Consider the following 16637-nt stretch of genomic DNA (forward strand, 5'->3'; position numbering starts at 1 on the left):
ACAAAAACCGGAGAAGCGTAAAACAAGGGAACTGCCCATATTTCGAATATTTGTAGAAAAAAAGTCAAGCTCACTACACAGAATATGCCATATATTGAAGGATTCATTCTATATATTTGCGCCTAACATGATTACAATCTCTGTTTGAAGTCTGCTTCACAGATAAGAAACTACCTAAATATATAGAATGGAGAGCACAGCTCATTATGGAATGCCCGTTTGCTTTTATGAAGAAGAGTATGGCCCATGTCGTTCAGTCTGCAGAAGTACACCGTGATCCCCTCGAAGAAAGTTACATATACCAGGAGAAGTTGGGTGAACTGAATGAACAGATGAGAATGATCGGTCTGACAGAGGGAGATTTGCGTCTGCTAAAGCAGTTACGCCCGCAGATGGAGTTGAGGATGGAAGCGATCACCGATGCTTTTTACCAATCCGTTGTGGATGTGGATAAGTTGAGGGATATCATAGTGCAGCATAGTACAATTGAAAGACTGAAACAGACCTTAAAGGATCATCTTCTTGAAATATTTAATGGCGAGATCAATGAAGCTTACGTGGAGAAAAGATTGCGTATAGCCGAAGTCCACAAACGGGTAGGACTGGAGACTAAATGGTACTTATCGGCTTTTCAGAATCTGCAGAATGAATTCTTCAAGATTATATATAAAGAAGTGAAAGAAGAGGAACAGCAAATTCGGGTCGTGTCGACGATCACCAAGCTGCTCGGCTTGGAGCAACAGCTTCTACTGGAAGCTTACGAGAAGGAGAACATGAATGAGAAGCAGCAGCAATATGAATGGGTACGCAAAGAACTAAAGCAGAGCATTGCTGCTTTTGTCGGTGAATTATCCGATCTGACACTGAACATTAATGAAGCTGTAGAACGCTTGATGTCAAGCAGCGGTGAGGTGACTACTGCGTTTCAGACGACTTCGGCGACTATGCAAGGGTCTATTTCTTATGCTCAGGCTGGAGAGGCAAAGATAGCGGATTTGGCAGTACAGATAAATGCAATAGATGAGAGTACCTCGGATATGCAGAATGCTGTACAAGAACTTCATGATTCCTCCAGACAGATTGCCCTGATAGCGGTAAGCGTTCATGAAATAGCGGCACAGATCAAACTGCTCTCTACTATAGAAGCGGCGCGTGCTGGGGAACACGGAAAAGGTTTTGCAGTTGTGGCTCAGGAGGTCAGTCGTCTCTCCGAGGATACACGAACGACAGTGAGCCGTATAACTGATATCGTAACGAAATCCAGATCCATCACATCCGAAGTGGTAGAATCTATTAACCATGTACAGCTGCTTGCGGGGAAAGGGAAGAACCAATCAGAGGAGACAAGCCAATTGTTCACCGATATTCTTACATCTGTACAATCCAGTGCGATCAGATGATCACAGCAGAAAAGCAAATGAAATTGCTGTCCATGACAATTGGCAGCATACGGGGAAGCTACATCAGAAGCAGCGATTTTAGCTGAAAATTTCAAGAAAAGCACGGTGCAAATATAAACTGACATGAATTATGAATTAGTGCTTGCAATGCGCCTATCTTTTATATATAATAGTGAATGTTGTTCTGCGACGTTGCGATGATGTGAGAGGTTACCGACACACCCGGCCCCTTTGCCATGAGGCAGGTGGTTGGAAAATTTTCACGGAGTATGTCCGATACCAAATTGGGCGATAGAAGGAGGGAATAAAATGGCAAAGCAAAAAATTCGTATTCGCTTGAAAGCATACGACCACAGAGTTCTTGATCAATCCGCTGAGAAAATTGTTGAGACAGCAAAACGTTCGGGTGCTGGTGTATCCGGTCCGATTCCGCTTCCAACTGAGAAACAAATAATTACCATTCTCCGTGCGGTGCACAAGTATAAGGATTCTCGGGAACAGTTCGAAATGCGTACTCATAAACGCTTGATCGACATCGTGAACCCGACTCCACAAACTGTGGATGCCTTGATGCGCTTGGACCTGCCGTCCGGTGTAGATATCGAAATCAAACTGTAAGACCAGCATAACGAATTAGAGAAGAGAAAAGAGGTGTCAACATGAAAGGTATCTTAGGTAGAAAGCTCGGAATGACTCAAGTATTTACCCCTGAAGGTATTGTAATTCCTGTAACGGTTATCGAAGCAGGTCCTTGTGTTGTTCTTCAAAAGAAAGATCTGGAAAACGACGGATACGAAGCGATTCAAGTCGGTTTCTCTGACAAGAAAGAGAACAGATCTAACAAACCAGAAGCAGGCCATGCGAAAAAAGCAAACACTGCGCCTAAGCGCTACGTTCGCGAAATTCGCGGTGTTGACCTCGCGAGTGTCGAGGTTGGACAAGAGCTGAAGGCTGATGTCTTCGCAGAAGGCGAATTTGTTGACGTAACGGGTATTTCCAAGGGTAAAGGTTTCCAAGGTGTAATCAAACGTTGGGGACAAAGCCGCGGACCAATGTCTCACGGTTCCCGTTATCACCGTAGACCAGGTTCCATGGGTTCGATCCAGGCAAACCGTGTTCCTAAAGGAAAACGTCTGCCAGGTCACATGGGCAATGAAACAGTTACGATCCAAAAACTCGAAGTTGTTAGAGTCGATGCAGAGCGTAACGTAATCCTTGTTAAAGGATCCATTCCAGGACCTAAAAAAGGTTTCGTTCAAATTAAAGAAACGGTGAAGAAATAATCGCCTAAAGAAAGGAGGAACAAACAATGCCTAAAGTAGCACTTTATAATGTCAGCGGTAGCCAAGTTGGCGAAGTAGAATTGAATGAAGCTGTGTTCGGCATCGAGCCGAATACGCACGTACTGCACAGCGCAGTATTGTTGCAGCGCGCTTCCCTTCGTCGTGGTACCCACAAAGTAAAAGGACGTTCTGAAGTACGCGGCGGCGGACGTAAGCCTTGGAAACAAAAAGGTACTGGCCGCGCTCGTCAAGGATCGATCCGTTCACCACAATGGAAAGGCGGCGGTGTGGTATTTGGACCAACTCCGCGCAGCTACACATTTAAACTTCCTAAGAAAGTCCGTCGTTTGGCTATTAAATCTGCATTGTCTTCCAAAGTGATTGACAACGCAATTATCGTATTGGATCAACTGACGCTGAATACGCCGAAAACAAAAGAGTTTGCTAACATTCTTAGCAACCTGAAAGTAGGCCGTAAAGCTCTCATCGTTGCTCCAAGCTATGATGATAATGTAGCCCTTTCCGCACGTAATATTCCTGGTGTGAAATTCGTAGCGGCTGACGGCATTAATGTTCTTGACGTACTGTCGTACGATCAACTGATCATTACGAAGGAAGCAGTTCAGAAGGTAGAGGAGGTGCTCGCGTAATGAAAGACCCACGCGATATAATCAAGCGCCCGGTGATCACGGAACGTACGGCTGACTACATGGCAGAGCTGAAATACGCTTTTGAAGTGGATATCCGTGCTAACAAGACCGAGATCAAGCAAGCTGTCGAATCTATTTTTAAAGTTAAAGTATCGAACGTGAATACGATGCGTGTTCCTGCGAAACCAAAGCGTTACGGCCGTTATTCCGGTTACACAACCGAGTGGAAAAAGGCAATCGTAACTTTGGCTCCAGACAGCAAACCGCTCGAGTTCTTTGAATCGGTTGAATAAGAATTTCTTAAGTAAGGAGGGAAAACTCAGTGCCTATTAAAAAGTATAAACCGACATCCCCGGCTCGACGCAACATGTCCGTGTCGACTTTTGAAGAAATCACCACGAATCAGCCGGAAAAATCGTTGCTGGCTCCACTGAGCAAAACAGCTGGCCGCAACAACCAAGGTAAAATTACGGTTCGTCACCATGGCGGCGGACACAAGCGTAAATACCGTATTATCGACTTCAAACGGAACAAAGACGGCATTCCAGGTCGCGTTGCTACAATCGAATACGACCCGAACCGTACTTCCAACATCGCTCTGATTCACTATGTAGATGGTGAGAAGCGTTATATCATCGCTCCTAAAGGTCTGAAAGTTGGAGACCAAGTAGTATCTGGAGTAGGTGCTGACATCAAGATCGGTAACGCACTTCCACTGGAAAACATTCCAGTAGGTACAGTTATCCACAACATCGAATTGAAACCAGGCAAAGGCGGACAATTGGTTCGTGCTGCTGGTACAGAAGCTCAACTTCTCGGTAAAGAAGATAAGTACGTAACTGTTCGTCTTTCTTCCGGTGAAGTTCGCCGCATCCTGAAAGTTTGCCGTGCAACCATCGGTTCTGTGGGTAACCAAGACCATGAGTTGATCAAAATCGGTAAAGCTGGTCGTAGCCGTTGGCTTGGACAACGTCCTGAAGTACGTGGTGTGGTAATGAACCCTAACGATCACCCTCACGGTGGTGGTGAAGGCCGCGCTCCAATCGGACGTAAATCGCCGATGTCTCCATGGGGCAAACCAACCCTTGGTTACAAAACACGTAAAAAAGGAAAAGCTTCTGACAAATATATCGTTCGCCGCCGCACGAAGTAATGCGCGTTTAAGTGCATAACTTCGTGACAGGCTCGAAGGTAACGAGACAATTTGGTGAAGGGAGGATTTCAATATGAGCCGTAGTTTGAAAAAAGGACCTTTTATTGACGGATATCTGCTCAAAAAAGTGGAGGACATGAACGCAGCAAGCAAAAAAGCTGTAATCAAAACGTGGTCCCGCCGTTCCACTATTTTCCCGCAATTTATCGGTCACACGTTCGGTGTATATGATGGCCGTAAACATGTACCTGTATATGTAACAGAAGATATGGTAGGACATAAGTTGGGTGAGTTTGCTCCAACTCGTACTTACAAAGGTCATGAAGACGATAAGAAAACGAGAAGATAATTTAATGAAGCTCTTTGTTTGAGAGGAGGTTAAACATATGGAAGCAAAAGCACATGCAAGATCGATTCGTATTGCTCCTCGTAAAGCTCAACTCGTTGTTGACTTGATTCGCGGTAAGCAAGTCGGCGAAGCGATCGCAATTCTTCGTCACACTCCTAAAGCTGCATCTCCAGTTCTTGAGAAGCTTTTGAACTCGGCTATCGCAAACGCTGAGCATAACTACTCACTGGATGTAACTAAATTGGTTGTGACGCAAGCTTATGTCAACCAGGGACCGACTATGAAACGTTTCCGCCCGCGTGCAATGGGACGTGCAAGCCGGATCAATAAACGCACCAGCCACATTACTTTGGTGGTAGCTGAAAAATAAGGAGGGAAAACGTGTGGGCCAAAAGGTAAATCCAGTAGGACTCCGTATCGGTATTATCCGTGATTGGGAATCCAAATGGTATGCAGGCAAAGACTTCGGTGATCTTTTGCTGGAAGACGTGAAAATCCGTGAATACCTGAAAAATAAATTGAAAGACTCCGCTGTATCCCGTATTGAAATCGAGAGAGCGGCAAATCGTGTGAACGTGACGATCCACACTGCGAAACCAGGTATGGTTATCGGTAAAGGTGGTTCCGAAGTAGAAGTACTGCGCGGACAAGTGACTAAAATTGCCGGCGGTAAAAAAGTTCATATCAACATTTCTGAAATCAAAAACCCTGAACTGGACGCAATTCTTGTTGCTGAAAGCATTGCACAACAGCTGGAACGTCGTGTATCTTTCCGTCGTGCGCTGAAGCAAGCAATCCAAAGAACGATGCGCTCTGGAGCAAAAGGGATTAAAACATCAGTCAGCGGACGTCTTGGCGGAGCCGAGATTGCTCGTACGGAAGGCTACAGTGAAGGAACTGTTCCACTTCATACGCTTCGTGCAGACATCGACTACGGTACAGCAGAAGCGCATACGACTTACGGCCGTATCGGCGTGAAAGTATGGATCTATCGTGGAGAGGTTCTTCCTACGGCTAAGAAACAAGCTGCTCAGGAAGGAGGCAACTAATCATGTTGGTACCAAAACGTGTAAAACACCGCAAACAACAGCGCGGCCATATGAGAGGCCAAGCTAAAGGCGGTACGGAAGTAAGCTTCGGCGAATTTGGCTTGCAAGCTACTGAACCAGGTTGGATTACTAACCGTCAGATCGAAGCTGCGCGTATCGCGATGACTCGTTATATTCGCCGTGGCGGTAAAGTATGGATTAAGATTTTCCCAGATAAGCCGATTACTCAAAAGCCTCTCGAGGTGCGGATGGGTAGCGGTAAAGGTAACGTTGAGAAATGGGTTGCCGTTGTAAAACCAGGCAAAATCATGTTTGAACTTGGAGGCGTGTCTGAGGAGATCGCCCGCGAAGCGATGCGTCTCGCCGCTCACAAGCTGCCTGTTAAAACGAAGTTTGTGAAACGTGAAGAAGTGGGTGGTGAAGCAAATGAAAGCTAATGAACTGCGCAACTTAACCACTGCAGAAATCGAGCAAAAAATCTCCGGATTTAAAGAGGAACTCTTTAACCTCCGTTTTCAGTTGGCTACTGGCCAACTTGATAACCCAACTCGGATTCGTGATGTTCGCAAAGAAATAGCTCGTGCTAAAACCGTTATCCATGAAAGAGAACTTGGGATTAGTTAATGAAACAGAAACGATTGTTCTGTATTCAGGAAGGAGGCTAACAAATGAGCGAAGAACGTAATGCTCGTAAAGTGCAAATCGGTAAGGTTGTCAGCGATAAAATGGATAAAACCGTTGTTGTAGCTGTTGAAACTTATAAGAAGCATGACTTGTATCACAAGCGCATTAAATACACGAAGAAATTTAAAGCGCATGATGAAAACAATGAAGCTCAAATCGGAGATACCGTTAAAATCATGGAAACTCGCCCTCTATCCAAAGACAAACGTTGGAGACTGGTAGAAGTGGTTGAAAAAGCGGTTATCATCTAAGATATGATCAGTTTTCGATGGAAGGAGGAAATTTAAATGATTCAACCATTTACACGTTTAGCTGTTGCTGACAACTCCGGTGCGAAGGAACTGATGTGTATCCGCGTATTGGGTGGTACTGGTCGTCGTACAGCTCAAATCGGTGATTTGATCGTATGTTCCGTCAAACAAGCAACACCAGGCGGCGTTGTCAAAAAGGGTGATGTAGTAAGAGCGGTAGTCGTTCGTACGAAACGTTCTGTTCGTCGTAAAGACGGATCTTACATCTCATTTGACGAGAATGCAGCTGTTGTTGTTAAAGACGACAGAAGCCCACGCGGAACTCGTATTTTCGGACCAGTTGCTCGCGAACTTCGCGAAAGAGACTACATGAAAATCGTTTCCTTGGCTCCGGAAGTAATCTAATATAACACCCCAAAAAGTGACGTAACTTTTCGGGAACCCGATAAATAGTTGAACTGGCTAGTCATAGGAGGTGTAACGAATGCCTAAAGTGAAAAAAGTTCTGGAATCCCATAGCAACAAACTGCACGTGAAAAAAGATGATACAGTTATCGTCATCAGCGGTAAAGACAAAGGCAAAAAAGGCCGTGTCATCGCAGCGTACCCTCGTGAAAATCGCGTTTTGGTTGAAGGTGTGAACATGATCAAAAAACACCAAAAGCCAAACCAAATGAACCCACAAGGCGGTATCATCGAGAAGGAAGCTCCGATCCATGTATCGAACGTTATGCACGTTGATCCGAAGAGCGGAAAAGTAACCCGTATCGGTTACAAAGTACTGGACAACGGCAAAAAAGTTCGCGTAGCAAAAAGATCCGGAGAAGTTATTGATAAATAAGACGGTTGAGAAAGGAGGTCCTTGAATCATGGCAGCAAGAATGAAAGAACGTTTTTTGAACGAAGTAACTCCTGCTCTGATGCAGAAGTTTAGCTATAAGACAGTAATGCAAGTACCAAAAATCGAGAAAGTGGTTGTCAACATGGGTGTTGGTGACGCAGTATCCAACTCGAAAGTACTTGATTCCGCTGTAAACGACATGCAGCTGATTGCTGGTCAAAAACCGGTTATCACCCGTGCGAAGAAATCCATCGCGGGATTCAAACTCCGTGAGAACATGCCAATCGGTGTGAAAGTAACACTGCGCGGTGAGCGTATGTACTACTTCCTCGACAAGCTGTTCAACGTTACACTTCCACGTGTACGTGACTTTCAAGGCGTGTCCACCAAAGCATTTGACGGACGCGGTAACTATACGCTCGGTCTGAAAGAGCAACTCATTTTCCCTGAAATTGAGTATGACAAAGTGGATAAAGTTCGCGGTATGGATATCGTTATCGTAACGACTGCTAAAACCGACGAAGAATCCCGTGAACTGCTTGCTCAACTGGGCATGCCTTTCGCGAAATAAGACGGTTGTCCTTTTCTCCGAAACTATTTAGGAGGTGTCAGGCTAAGTGGCAAAAACTTCGATGAAAGTTAAACAACAACGTACACCGAAATTCAAAGTACGGGCATATACCCGTTGTGAACGTTGTGGTCGCCCACATTCGGTACTGCAGAAGTTTAAAGTTTGCAGAATTTGTTTCCGTGAATTAGCTTATAAAGGCCAGATTCCTGGCGTGAAAAAAGCAAGCTGGTAAGAAGTTTATAAACGGGAAGGAGGTTTATCCTACATGACTATGTCCGATCCAATTGCAGATATGCTAACTCGTATTCGTAACGCGAACACGGTTCGCCACGAAACAGTAGAAATGCCTGCTTCGACAATTAAGAAACAAATCGCTGACATTTTGAAGCGTGAAGGTTTCATCCGTGATGCGGAGTTTGTAGAAGACAATAAACAAGGGATCATTCGTGTATTCCTGAAATATGGTTCTAACAACGAACGCGTAATCACAGGTCTGAAAAGAATTAGCAAACCAGGTCTTCGCGTTTACACGAAGAGCAACGAAGTACCTCGTGTACTTGGTGGTTTGGGTATTGCGATCATCTCCACGTCTAAGGGAGTTATGACCGACAAAGAAGCTCGTCAATCCAAAGCTGGCGGAGAAGTTCTCTGCTACGTATGGTAATCAACGTCACAAGATAGGAGGTGTAATGAATGTCCCGTATTGGTCGTAAACCAATTGCTATTCCAAATGGTGTGGAAGTCACACTGGATAACACTGTAATTACTGTTAAGGGGCCTAAAGGAACCTTGACTCGTGAACTGCATAAAGACATGCAAATTACAGTAGAAAACAACGAGATCAATGTTGTTCGTCCTTCCGACAACAAAACACATCGCTCTCTTCACGGCACGACCCGCAGCGTTGTCTCAAACATGGTCAACGGTGTAACTGAAGGATTCTCGAAAAACCTTGAGTTGGTCGGTGTTGGATACCGTGCAAGCAAATCCGGAGATAAAATCGTTCTGAACGTGGGCTACTCCCACCCAGTTGAAATCACACCGGAAGCTGGTATCGAATTTGATGTACCGGTAAATACAAAAATCACTGTTCGCGGTATCGATAAAGAGCGCGTAGGTGCTTACGCTGCTAAGATCCGTTCCGTACGCGAGCCTGAGCCTTATAAAGGTAAAGGGATTAAATACGAAGGTGAACGCATTATCCGTAAGGAAGGTAAAGCTGGTAAGAAGAAGTAAGGTTAGCTAACCGGGGATTCGCCTGGTGGATAACTAGCCTCTTCTCCCATACTTACCCGATGCGTCTAAAAGTGAAGCTCTTAAGGCAAAACTGAAGGGAGGAAATGGAAGCATGATTACGAAACAAGACAAGAACAAAGCTCGCTTGAAAAGACACCTGCGTGTCCGTAAGAAAATCCAGGGCACAGCTGAACGTCCACGTCTGAACGTGTTCCGTTCTTCGAAACACATCTATGCTCAACTGATTGACGACGTGGCTGGCGTAACTTTGGCATCAGCTTCTACGCTTGATAAAGAATTGGCTGGCGACATTAAGAACGGCGGAAGCGTTGAATCCGCTCGTAAAGTCGGCGAACTCGTTGCAAAACGTGCTGCAGACAAAGGTCATAAATCGATCGTATTCGATCGTGGTGGATATTTGTACCATGGACGTATTCAAGCTCTTGCAGAGGCAGCTCGCGAGGCAGGCCTTGAATTCTAAGATATTTTCAAAAGGAGGTAAACGACTTGCGTGTAGATCCTAACACTTTAGAACTGACTGAAAGAGTAGTAAACATTAACCGCGTTGCTAAAGTTGTAAAAGGCGGACGTCGCTTTAGCTTTAGTGCACTGGTAGTTGTCGGTGATGGCAAAGGTTGGGTAGGAGCAGGTATCGGTAAAGCAGGCGAAGTACCGGATGCAATCCGCAAAGGTATTGAAGATGCTAAGAAAAACCTGATTCACATTCCACTTGTTGGAACCACTATTCCTCACCTCGTAACAGGTCACTTCGGAGCAGGCCGAGTATTATTGAAGCCAGCATCTGAAGGTACTGGAGTTATCGCTGGCGGTCCTGTTCGTGCAGTACTCGAACTGGCTGGTGTAGGCGACATTTTGACAAAATCTCTAGGTTCTTCGAACTCCATGAACATGGTCAATGCGACTTTGGAAGGGTTATCCCGCCTGAAGCGTGCTGAAGATGTTGCCAAGCTTCGCGGCAAATCCGTCGAAGAGCTGTTGGGTTAAGGAGGGAATCTCATGGCTAAACTTGAAATCACCCTCGTACGCAGCGTGATTGGTCGTCCAGAAGATCAGCGTGCAACCGTGAAAACACTTGGTCTTCGCAAAATCAACCATTCCGTTGTTCAAAGCGACAACGCTGCAATTCGCGGAATGATCAAGAAAGTAAATCACCTGGTTTCTGTTAAAGAAATCGAAGGTTAATCCCGGGTTGTTTTTCCCGGACATATTAAGGAGGTGCAACGAACGATGAAGTTACATGAGCTGAGCCCAGCACCTGGATCCCGCAAAGAACGCAAGCGCGTTGGACGCGGTACTAGTAGTGGTACGGGTAAAACGTCGGGTCGCGGTCACAAAGGACAAAACTCTCGTTCCGGCGGTGGTGTACGTCCAGGCTTCGAAGGTGGACAGAACCCATTGTATCGTCGTCTTCCGAAGCGCGGTTTCGTAAACCCAACTCGGAAAGAGTACGCGATTGTGAACATCGAAGAACTTAACAGCTTTGCAGCAGGTACTGAAGTGACTCCAGAAGTTTTGGTTGAGAGCGGTATTGTTAACAATACAAAGAGCGGAATCAAAATTCTTGGCAACGGTGAAGTTACCGTTTCTTTGACTGTAAAAGCTAATAAGTTTTCTCAATCTGCGGTAGAGAAGATCGAGGCTGCCGGCGGTAAAACCGAGGTGATCTAATGTTTAAGACCCTGAAAAATATATGGCGTGTCGAGGAGCTTCGCAAACGGATTATATTCACCTTGTTCGTTCTGATTATTTTCCGTATTGGATCCTTTGTTCCGGTTCCCGGTGTTAACAAAGATGTCTTTACACAGACGAATCAGGCAGGTAACGAGTTGTTTGGTCTTCTTAACACGTTCTCGGGGGGCGCGCTATCGCAGTTTTCGATTTTCGCCCTTTCGATATTTCCATATATTACTTCGTCCATTATCGTACAGTTGCTGTCGATGGACGTCATTCCAAAGTTTGCGGAATGGAACAAACAAGGGGAACACGGGAAGAAGCAGTTGGCTCAAATTACTCGTTATGGTACGGTAATATTGGGATTGATTCAGGCCTTCGCAATGTCCGTCGGATTTAACCGTATGTACGGCGCAGAAATGGTTCCTGGAGCAACGTTTATCGACTATGTTGTAATTGCGATCGTGCTTACCGCAGGTACATCATTCTTGATGTGGCTCGGTGAACAGATAACGGAACGCGGAATCGGTAACGGTATTTCGATCATTATCTTTGCTGGTATCGCTGCTGGTATTCCGATGCACATTCGGACAACGATTGAATCGAACTTCATTCAGGATGGTCAAGTGTTCATGAACACTTTGAAAGGTCTTATTATCCTTCTGATTTTGATTCTGATCATTACCGGTGTTATATTCATTCAGCAAGGTATCCGTAAAATTCCGGTTCAATACGCCAAGCGTGTTGTAGGAAACAAAATGTACGGTGGACAGAACACACATATTCCACTCAAGATTAACGGAGCAGGCGTTATTCCGGTAATCTTTGCGATGTCACTGCTGCAGTTCCCGGTCATTCTCGCCAGCTTCTGGGGACATATGAGTTGGTCGAAATGGATTACGGCGAACCTGGCTTATGACAGTCCGCTTGGAATGGTGCTGTATGTGCTCATGATCATTGGTTTCACGTTCTTCTACACGTTCGTGCAGATGAACCCGAACCAAATGGCTGATAACATGAAGAAGAACGGCGGCTATGTACCGGGCATCCGTCCTGGTAAGGCAACCGAGAAGTATCTGACACGGGTGATGACCCGACTGACCATGGCAGGAGCTCTGTTCCTGGCCGTGATCTCTGTAATCCCTGTGTTCATCGGGGCACTTGCAGGACTGCCTCGTACAGTTCAAATTGGCGGAACCGCCTTGCTCATCGTTGTTGGTGTTGCACTGGACACGATGAAGCAGATCGAAAGCCAATTGATCAAACGTCATTACAAAGGTTTTATCAATAAATAGGCGATAGGTTCCGGCGAGTGGTCAGTCTGCTTCCCGGCGCCTATTGTGTTGTTCTTGCTAGTCAATCAAGGGGAGGGAGTGACGTAAGGTGAACATCTTATTCATGGGTCCTCCTGGGGCAGGAAAAGGAACACAAGCAGAAAACATCGTGAATGAATTCGGAATTCCTCATATCTCAACAGGCGATGCATTTCGTCTGGCGATTAAACAAGGAACTCCCATCGGGATTAAAGCGAAGGAATTCATGGATCAGGGTCTGCTGGTACCGGATGACGTAACGATCGGTATTGTGGAAGAACGTCTGCAGCAGTCCGATTGCGAAAAAGGTTTTTTATTGGACGGTTTTCCAAGAACCCTTTCGCAAGCGGAAGCGCTGGATGACATTCTCGCCCGCTTGAATACAGGTCTCAATCACGTCATCAATCTGAAAGTTGATCGTGAAAAGCTTCTGGCTCGCCTTACTGGTCGCCGGATTTGCAAAAACTGCGGTTCGACTTATCATGTGATCTTTAATCCTCCTAAACAGGAAGGCATTTGTGATAAATGCGGCGGCGAATTGTACCAACGCTCCGATGATAACGAAGAGAGCGTCGGCATTCGTTTAGACGAATATATCAACAAAACAGCACCACTCCTCACGTTTTATGAGAACAAAGGTCTTTTGCGTCAAATCGACGGTGATCAGGAAATCGACGCGGTTTCCGCACAAATTGCGTCTATACTGAGAGGTTAAGCATAATGATCATTTGTAAATCCGAAACGGAACTGAGCTTGATGAGAGAAGCAGGAAGGATCGTGGCGGAATGCCACAAACTCCTTGCCGCTCATGTTGAACCGGGCATTACAACCGGGGAACTGGACCTAATGGCCGACAAGTTCATTCGAAGCCAAGGCGCTGTGCCATCTTTTAAAGGCTACAACGGATTTCCTTCCAGCATTTGCGCATCAGTCAACGAAGAATTGGTGCATGGATTTCCAGGCAAACGCAAATTAATCGAGGGCGATATCGTTACGTTTGATATCGGTGCGCAGTACCAGGGTTACCACGGTGACTCGGCATGGACCTACGCTGTAGGAGAGATTTCCGAAGAAGCCCAGCGTCTGCTGGACGTAACGGAAGGATCGCTCTATGCTGGACTTGCGCTAATCAAACCTGATGTCCGCTTGTTTACGATTTCTCATGCCATACAGCGTCATATCGAGGATGCAGGTTTCTCTGTTGTCCGGGAATACGTTGGTCATGGTGTGGGTACCGATCTGCATGAGGATCCGCAAATTCCGAACTATGGCATACCTGACCGCGGTCCAAGACTCAAACCGGGCATGGTGCTCGCGATTGAGCCGATGGTCAACGCGGGTAAACGGAATGTGAAGACGCTGGAAGACAACTGGACGGTTGTAACGGTAGACGGCTCGCTATGTGCCCACTTCGAGCACACGGTGGCAGTCACTCCGGATGGCATGGAAATTTTGACGAAGCTGCCGGAATAGGGTGATGGACTTGAATAACGAAATCACGTTTCAGACCGGACAGATCGTTAAGATACTGAAAGGCAGAGATGCCGGTCAGTATGCCGTTATCGTCTCAATTGAGGACAGCAGGTTCGTGTGGATCGCGGATGGAGACAAACGCAAGTTTGACGGAGCGAAGAAGAAGAATGTTCTTCATCTGGAGCCCCAATCCATCATCAGCAGTGAAGTGGTAAACAGTTTGCAAGAAAGCGGTCGGGTTACAAACGGTAAGCTGCGTTTTGCACTGAGCCGGTTTGTATCCGATAAATCCAAGGCAAATCAGAAAGGAGACTAACTGTGGCTAAAGAAGATGTCATTGAAGTCGAAGGGACGGTTATTGAGCCGTTGCCGAATGCTACCTTTAAAGTCGAGCTGGAGAATGGTCATCAGATTCTCGCTCATGTATCCGGGAAGCTGCGGATGCACTTTATCCGTATCCTTACAGGAGACAAAGTGGTTGTTCAACTCTCGCCGTATGATTTAACCAAAGGTCGTATCACGTACCGTAAATAGATTCAAGGTTCCCCTGGGGAATCAAGGAAAGCTGCGAAGCGGTTTTACTGACGTAAAACTCAGCAGCGGTTACAAACTACTTTAGTTTCGAAGCTGGTTTTACAACGTAAAACTACGAGGAGGTAATTAGCATGAAGGTAAGACCTTCTGTAAAGCCTATTTGCGAAAAATGCAAAGTCATTCGCCGCAAAGGGAACGTAATGGTTATCTGTGAAAATCCGAAACACAAACAAAAACAAGGTTAAAGAAGGGGGTGTAGCGTAAAATGGCTCGTATAGCTGGTGTGGATTTGCCACGTGACAAACGCGTTGAGATCGCCTTGACTTACATTTTCGGAATCGGTAAAACGACTTCCCAGAAAGTATTGAAAGAAACTGGAATCAATGCGGACACTCGTGTCCGTGATTTGACAGAAGATGAAGTCAGCAAATTGCGCGAAACGATCGACGGTATGGTTAAGGTTGAAGGTGACCTGCGTCGTGAAATTTCCTTGAATATTAAACGTCTCACGGAGATCGGCTGCTACCGCGGTATTCGTCACCGTCGTGGATTGCCTGTTCGTGGTCAACGTACTAAAACGAATGCTCGTACACGTAAAGGTCCTCGTCGTACCGTAGCGAACAAGAAGAAATAAGAAAGGGGGATAATAGACAATGGCTAAACCAAAAAAAGTCGTACGTACTAAACGTCGTGACCGCAAAAATATTGAAAGTGGCGTGGCTCATATTCGCTCCACATTCAACAATACAATCGTAACGATTACGGATCCTCACGGAAACGCGATTTCTTGGGCAAGCTCCGGCGGCCTTGGATTTAAAGGTTCCCGTAAGTCGACCCCGTTCGCTGCGCAAATGGCTGCTGAATCAGCTGCCAAAGCGGCTATGGAACACGGTATGAAAGCGGTGGAAGTAATGGTTAAAGGTCCTGGTGCTGGTCGTGAAGCAGCAATTCGTTCTCTGCAAGCAGCAGGTCTCGAAGTAAACCTGATCAAAGACGTTACACCAATTCCACATAACGGATGCCGCCCACCAAAACGTCGTCGCGTATAATGAAGTCATCCTGTTAATGTGGTATAAATCCGTTGCAATCTGCTAATAATGGTTGTTTAGGCATACTACTACATGGATTACTGGATAAGATGACAGTTTCATATAGGAGCGACGTTTGAAGGAGGGGTACTTGCGTGATTGAAATCGAAAAGCCGAAAATTGAGACCGTTGATGTCAATGAAGAAGGAACCTATGGGAAATTCGTTGTTGAGCCTCTAGAGAGAGGATACGGCACGACGCTGGGGAACTCGCTTCGCCGCATCCTGCTGTCCTCACTCCCGGGCGCTGCAGTTACATCGATTCAAATCGATGGCGTACTTCATGAATTTTCCACGATTCCGGGTGTCATGGAAGACGTGACCGAAGTCATCCTGAACCTGAAAGCTTTGTCTCTGAAAATTCATTCCGATGAAGAGAAAGTGTTCGAGATTGATGCGGAAGGTGAAGGGGTTGTTACTGCTGGTGATATCCGTGCGGATAGTGATGTGGAGATTCTGAATCCAGATCTTCATATTGCAACGCTCGGCCCTGGTGCAAGACTTCATATGCGTATTTTTGCCAGTCGCGGTCGTGGCTATGTCCAGGCGGATCGGAACAAACGCGATGACCAGCCTATCGGCGTCATTCCCGTCGATTCGATCTACACTCCGATTAGCCGTGTGAACTACGGCGTGGAAAATACGCGTGTTGGTCAAGTAACTAACTACGACAAACTGACGCTTGAAATTTGGACGGATGGCAGCATTCGCCCAGAAGAAGCCGTTAGTCTCGGCGCGAAAATCTTGACCGAGCATCTGTTCCTCTTCGTGGGTCTGACCGACGAAGCCAAGGATGCAGAGATCATGGTTGAGAAAGAAGAAGACAAGAAAGAAAAAGTGCTTGAAATGACGATCGAAGAGCTGGATCTTTCCGTTCGTTCCTACAACTGCTTGAAACGTGCCGGCATTAATACGGTACAAGAGCTGACTACGAAAACCGAAGAGGATATGATGAAAGTCCGGAACCTCGGACGCAAATCCTTGGAGGAAGTTCAAGAGAAGCTTGAAGAGTTGGGCCTGGGACTTCGTACGGAAGAATAGCATAGATTCGGCTTAGCTTAGCAAAGGAGG

Annotated in this window: 31 protein-coding genes; all 31 read left to right on the top strand. The window is 46.1% G+C overall.

Annotated features, from left to right (window positions below):
- Window positions 1–206 precede the first annotated feature (206 nt).
- Window positions 207–1400 (top strand): globin-coupled sensor protein, encoded by a 1194-nt coding sequence (locus tag WDY75_RS03400; protein WP_063477861.1) that lies wholly within the window; start codon window positions 207–209, stop codon window positions 1398–1400.
- A 309-nt stretch (window positions 1401–1709) separates the two neighbouring features.
- Entirely contained in the window at window positions 1710–2018 is a 309-nt protein-coding gene (gene rpsJ / locus WDY75_RS03405; protein ID WP_006212922.1) for a 30S ribosomal protein S10, read from the top strand.
- Between the two features lie 41 nt (window positions 2019–2059).
- A complete protein-coding gene (gene rplC / locus WDY75_RS03410; RefSeq protein ID WP_006212921.1) occupies window positions 2060–2683 on the top strand; it encodes a 50S ribosomal protein L3 in 624 nt (207 codons plus the stop codon).
- 26 nt (window positions 2684–2709) lie between these two features.
- Window positions 2710–3333: a 50S ribosomal protein L4 gene (gene rplD / locus WDY75_RS03415; protein ID WP_006212920.1), complete on the top strand. Its 624-nt coding sequence runs from the start codon at window positions 2710–2712 to the stop codon at window positions 3331–3333.
- Entirely contained in the window at window positions 3333–3626 is a 294-nt protein-coding gene (rplW, locus tag WDY75_RS03420) for a 50S ribosomal protein L23 (protein ID WP_006212919.1), read from the top strand. Before rplD ends, rplW begins: the two co-directional genes overlap by 1 nt.
- A 29-nt stretch (window positions 3627–3655) precedes the next feature.
- Window positions 3656–4486: a 50S ribosomal protein L2 gene (gene rplB / locus WDY75_RS03425; protein ID WP_006212918.1), complete on the top strand. Its 831-nt coding sequence runs from the start codon at window positions 3656–3658 to the stop codon at window positions 4484–4486.
- 73 nt (window positions 4487–4559) lie between these two features.
- Window positions 4560–4835 (top strand): 30S ribosomal protein S19, encoded by a 276-nt coding sequence (gene rpsS / locus WDY75_RS03430; protein WP_006212917.1) that lies wholly within the window; start codon window positions 4560–4562, stop codon window positions 4833–4835.
- Between the two features lie 37 nt (window positions 4836–4872).
- Entirely contained in the window at window positions 4873–5205 is a 333-nt protein-coding gene (gene rplV, locus WDY75_RS03435; RefSeq protein ID WP_006212916.1) for a 50S ribosomal protein L22, read from the top strand.
- Window positions 5206–5218: 13 nt separating this feature from the next.
- Window positions 5219–5884, top strand: a complete 666-nt coding sequence (gene rpsC, locus WDY75_RS03440) for a 30S ribosomal protein S3 (RefSeq protein ID WP_006212915.1) — start codon at window positions 5219–5221, stop codon at window positions 5882–5884.
- A gap of 2 nt (window positions 5885–5886) precedes the next feature.
- Window positions 5887–6321 (top strand): 50S ribosomal protein L16, encoded by a 435-nt coding sequence (gene rplP, locus WDY75_RS03445; protein WP_006212914.1) that lies wholly within the window; start codon window positions 5887–5889, stop codon window positions 6319–6321.
- Window positions 6311–6508 (top strand): 50S ribosomal protein L29, encoded by a 198-nt coding sequence (gene rpmC, locus WDY75_RS03450; RefSeq protein ID WP_006212913.1) that lies wholly within the window; start codon window positions 6311–6313, stop codon window positions 6506–6508. The genes rplP and rpmC overlap by 11 nt, the downstream gene beginning before the upstream one ends.
- Before the next feature lie 44 nt (window positions 6509–6552).
- Window positions 6553–6819, top strand: coding sequence for a 30S ribosomal protein S17 (gene rpsQ, locus WDY75_RS03455; RefSeq protein ID WP_006212912.1), 267 nt, complete (start codon window positions 6553–6555; stop codon window positions 6817–6819).
- 36 nt (window positions 6820–6855) lie between these two features.
- Window positions 6856–7224: a 50S ribosomal protein L14 gene (rplN, locus tag WDY75_RS03460; RefSeq protein WP_006212911.1), complete on the top strand. Its 369-nt coding sequence runs from the start codon at window positions 6856–6858 to the stop codon at window positions 7222–7224.
- Window positions 7225–7303: 79 nt separating this feature from the next.
- Window positions 7304–7660: a 50S ribosomal protein L24 gene (gene rplX / locus WDY75_RS03465; RefSeq protein ID WP_006212910.1), complete on the top strand. Its 357-nt coding sequence runs from the start codon at window positions 7304–7306 to the stop codon at window positions 7658–7660.
- Window positions 7661–7688: 28 nt separating this feature from the next.
- On the top strand, window positions 7689–8231 hold the full coding sequence (gene rplE / locus WDY75_RS03470; protein WP_006212909.1) for a 50S ribosomal protein L5: 543 nt from the start codon (window positions 7689–7691) through the stop codon (window positions 8229–8231).
- 46 nt (window positions 8232–8277) lie between these two features.
- Window positions 8278–8463 (top strand): type Z 30S ribosomal protein S14, encoded by a 186-nt coding sequence (locus WDY75_RS03475; protein WP_006037933.1) that lies wholly within the window; start codon window positions 8278–8280, stop codon window positions 8461–8463.
- Window positions 8464–8496: 33 nt separating this feature from the next.
- Window positions 8497–8895: a 30S ribosomal protein S8 gene (gene rpsH / locus WDY75_RS03480; RefSeq protein ID WP_006212908.1), complete on the top strand. Its 399-nt coding sequence runs from the start codon at window positions 8497–8499 to the stop codon at window positions 8893–8895.
- A gap of 29 nt (window positions 8896–8924) precedes the next feature.
- On the top strand, window positions 8925–9467 hold the full coding sequence (rplF, locus tag WDY75_RS03485; protein ID WP_006212907.1) for a 50S ribosomal protein L6: 543 nt from the start codon (window positions 8925–8927) through the stop codon (window positions 9465–9467).
- Window positions 9468–9579: 112 nt separating this feature from the next.
- Window positions 9580–9948 (top strand): 50S ribosomal protein L18, encoded by a 369-nt coding sequence (rplR, locus tag WDY75_RS03490; protein ID WP_006212906.1) that lies wholly within the window; start codon window positions 9580–9582, stop codon window positions 9946–9948.
- A gap of 26 nt (window positions 9949–9974) precedes the next feature.
- Window positions 9975–10472: a 30S ribosomal protein S5 gene (rpsE, locus tag WDY75_RS03495; protein WP_006212905.1), complete on the top strand. Its 498-nt coding sequence runs from the start codon at window positions 9975–9977 to the stop codon at window positions 10470–10472.
- 12 nt (window positions 10473–10484) lie between these two features.
- The gene (gene rpmD, locus WDY75_RS03500; RefSeq protein WP_006212904.1) at window positions 10485–10670 is read left to right on the top strand and encodes a 50S ribosomal protein L30; all 186 of its coding nucleotides are present in this window, start codon (window positions 10485–10487) and stop codon (window positions 10668–10670) included.
- Between the two features lie 45 nt (window positions 10671–10715).
- On the top strand, window positions 10716–11156 hold the full coding sequence (gene rplO, locus WDY75_RS03505) for a 50S ribosomal protein L15 (RefSeq protein ID WP_006212903.1): 441 nt from the start codon (window positions 10716–10718) through the stop codon (window positions 11154–11156).
- On the top strand, window positions 11156–12454 hold the full coding sequence (secY, locus tag WDY75_RS03510) for a preprotein translocase subunit SecY (protein ID WP_063477860.1): 1299 nt from the start codon (window positions 11156–11158) through the stop codon (window positions 12452–12454). The genes rplO and secY overlap by 1 nt, the downstream gene beginning before the upstream one ends.
- A gap of 88 nt (window positions 12455–12542) precedes the next feature.
- Entirely contained in the window at window positions 12543–13187 is a 645-nt protein-coding gene (locus WDY75_RS03515; RefSeq protein ID WP_006212901.1) for an adenylate kinase, read from the top strand.
- A 5-nt stretch (window positions 13188–13192) separates the two neighbouring features.
- Window positions 13193–13945, top strand: coding sequence for a type I methionyl aminopeptidase (map, locus tag WDY75_RS03520; RefSeq protein ID WP_006212900.1), 753 nt, complete (start codon window positions 13193–13195; stop codon window positions 13943–13945).
- Between the two features lie 4 nt (window positions 13946–13949).
- Window positions 13950–14261, top strand: coding sequence for a KOW domain-containing RNA-binding protein (locus tag WDY75_RS03525; RefSeq protein ID WP_082834256.1), 312 nt, complete (start codon window positions 13950–13952; stop codon window positions 14259–14261).
- Window positions 14262–14263: 2 nt separating this feature from the next.
- Window positions 14264–14479, top strand: a complete 216-nt coding sequence (infA, locus tag WDY75_RS03530; protein WP_006212898.1) for a translation initiation factor IF-1 — start codon at window positions 14264–14266, stop codon at window positions 14477–14479.
- A gap of 131 nt (window positions 14480–14610) precedes the next feature.
- On the top strand, window positions 14611–14724 hold the full coding sequence (gene rpmJ, locus WDY75_RS03535; RefSeq protein ID WP_003333770.1) for a 50S ribosomal protein L36: 114 nt from the start codon (window positions 14611–14613) through the stop codon (window positions 14722–14724).
- Window positions 14725–14744: 20 nt separating this feature from the next.
- Window positions 14745–15113: a 30S ribosomal protein S13 gene (gene rpsM / locus WDY75_RS03540; RefSeq protein WP_006212897.1), complete on the top strand. Its 369-nt coding sequence runs from the start codon at window positions 14745–14747 to the stop codon at window positions 15111–15113.
- 19 nt (window positions 15114–15132) lie between these two features.
- Window positions 15133–15528, top strand: coding sequence for a 30S ribosomal protein S11 (rpsK, locus tag WDY75_RS03545; protein WP_006212896.1), 396 nt, complete (start codon window positions 15133–15135; stop codon window positions 15526–15528).
- A 134-nt stretch (window positions 15529–15662) separates the two neighbouring features.
- The gene (locus WDY75_RS03550; protein ID WP_006212895.1) at window positions 15663–16607 is read left to right on the top strand and encodes a DNA-directed RNA polymerase subunit alpha; all 945 of its coding nucleotides are present in this window, start codon (window positions 15663–15665) and stop codon (window positions 16605–16607) included.
- The last annotated feature ends 30 nt before the right edge of the window (window positions 16608–16637 follow it).

Origin of the sequence: Paenibacillus glucanolyticus (genome assembly GCF_037333485.1) — a bacterium.
Lineage (GTDB): Bacteria > Bacillota > Bacilli > Paenibacillales > Paenibacillaceae > Paenibacillus_AQ > Paenibacillus_AQ glucanolyticus.

What these genes read in the sequence shown, in the direction of transcription:
- WDY75_RS03400 (WP_063477861.1), top strand. Translation starts at nt 207, where the DNA reads ATGGAATGCCCGTTTGCTTTTATGAAGAAGAGTATGGCCCATGTCGTT.
- rpsJ (WP_006212922.1), top strand. Translation starts at nt 1,710, where the DNA reads ATGGCAAAGCAAAAAATTCGTATTCGCTTGAAAGCATACGACCACAGA.
- rplC (WP_006212921.1), top strand. Translation starts at nt 2,060, where the DNA reads ATGAAAGGTATCTTAGGTAGAAAGCTCGGAATGACTCAAGTATTTACC.
- rplD (WP_006212920.1), top strand. Translation starts at nt 2,710, where the DNA reads ATGCCTAAAGTAGCACTTTATAATGTCAGCGGTAGCCAAGTTGGCGAA.
- rplW (WP_006212919.1), top strand. Translation starts at nt 3,333, where the DNA reads ATGAAAGACCCACGCGATATAATCAAGCGCCCGGTGATCACGGAACGT.
- rpsS (WP_006212917.1), top strand. Translation starts at nt 4,560, where the DNA reads ATGAGCCGTAGTTTGAAAAAAGGACCTTTTATTGACGGATATCTGCTC.
- rplV (WP_006212916.1), top strand. Translation starts at nt 4,873, where the DNA reads ATGGAAGCAAAAGCACATGCAAGATCGATTCGTATTGCTCCTCGTAAA.
- rplP (WP_006212914.1), top strand. Translation starts at nt 5,887, where the DNA reads ATGTTGGTACCAAAACGTGTAAAACACCGCAAACAACAGCGCGGCCAT.
- rpmC (WP_006212913.1), top strand. Translation starts at nt 6,311, where the DNA reads ATGAAAGCTAATGAACTGCGCAACTTAACCACTGCAGAAATCGAGCAA.
- rpsQ (WP_006212912.1), top strand. Translation starts at nt 6,553, where the DNA reads ATGAGCGAAGAACGTAATGCTCGTAAAGTGCAAATCGGTAAGGTTGTC.
- rplN (WP_006212911.1), top strand. Translation starts at nt 6,856, where the DNA reads ATGATTCAACCATTTACACGTTTAGCTGTTGCTGACAACTCCGGTGCG.
- rplX (WP_006212910.1), top strand. Translation starts at nt 7,304, where the DNA reads ATGCCTAAAGTGAAAAAAGTTCTGGAATCCCATAGCAACAAACTGCAC.
- rplE (WP_006212909.1), top strand. Translation starts at nt 7,689, where the DNA reads ATGGCAGCAAGAATGAAAGAACGTTTTTTGAACGAAGTAACTCCTGCT.
- rpsH (WP_006212908.1), top strand. Translation starts at nt 8,497, where the DNA reads ATGACTATGTCCGATCCAATTGCAGATATGCTAACTCGTATTCGTAAC.
- rplF (WP_006212907.1), top strand. Translation starts at nt 8,925, where the DNA reads ATGTCCCGTATTGGTCGTAAACCAATTGCTATTCCAAATGGTGTGGAA.
- rplR (WP_006212906.1), top strand. Translation starts at nt 9,580, where the DNA reads ATGATTACGAAACAAGACAAGAACAAAGCTCGCTTGAAAAGACACCTG.
- rpmD (WP_006212904.1), top strand. Translation starts at nt 10,485, where the DNA reads ATGGCTAAACTTGAAATCACCCTCGTACGCAGCGTGATTGGTCGTCCA.
- rplO (WP_006212903.1), top strand. Translation starts at nt 10,716, where the DNA reads ATGAAGTTACATGAGCTGAGCCCAGCACCTGGATCCCGCAAAGAACGC.
- secY (WP_063477860.1), top strand. Translation starts at nt 11,156, where the DNA reads ATGTTTAAGACCCTGAAAAATATATGGCGTGTCGAGGAGCTTCGCAAA.
- map (WP_006212900.1), top strand. Translation starts at nt 13,193, where the DNA reads ATGATCATTTGTAAATCCGAAACGGAACTGAGCTTGATGAGAGAAGCA.
- WDY75_RS03525 (WP_082834256.1), top strand. Translation starts at nt 13,950, where the DNA reads ATGGACTTGAATAACGAAATCACGTTTCAGACCGGACAGATCGTTAAG.
- rpmJ (WP_003333770.1), top strand. Translation starts at nt 14,611, where the DNA reads ATGAAGGTAAGACCTTCTGTAAAGCCTATTTGCGAAAAATGCAAAGTC.
- rpsM (WP_006212897.1), top strand. Translation starts at nt 14,745, where the DNA reads ATGGCTCGTATAGCTGGTGTGGATTTGCCACGTGACAAACGCGTTGAG.
- rpsK (WP_006212896.1), top strand. Translation starts at nt 15,133, where the DNA reads ATGGCTAAACCAAAAAAAGTCGTACGTACTAAACGTCGTGACCGCAAA.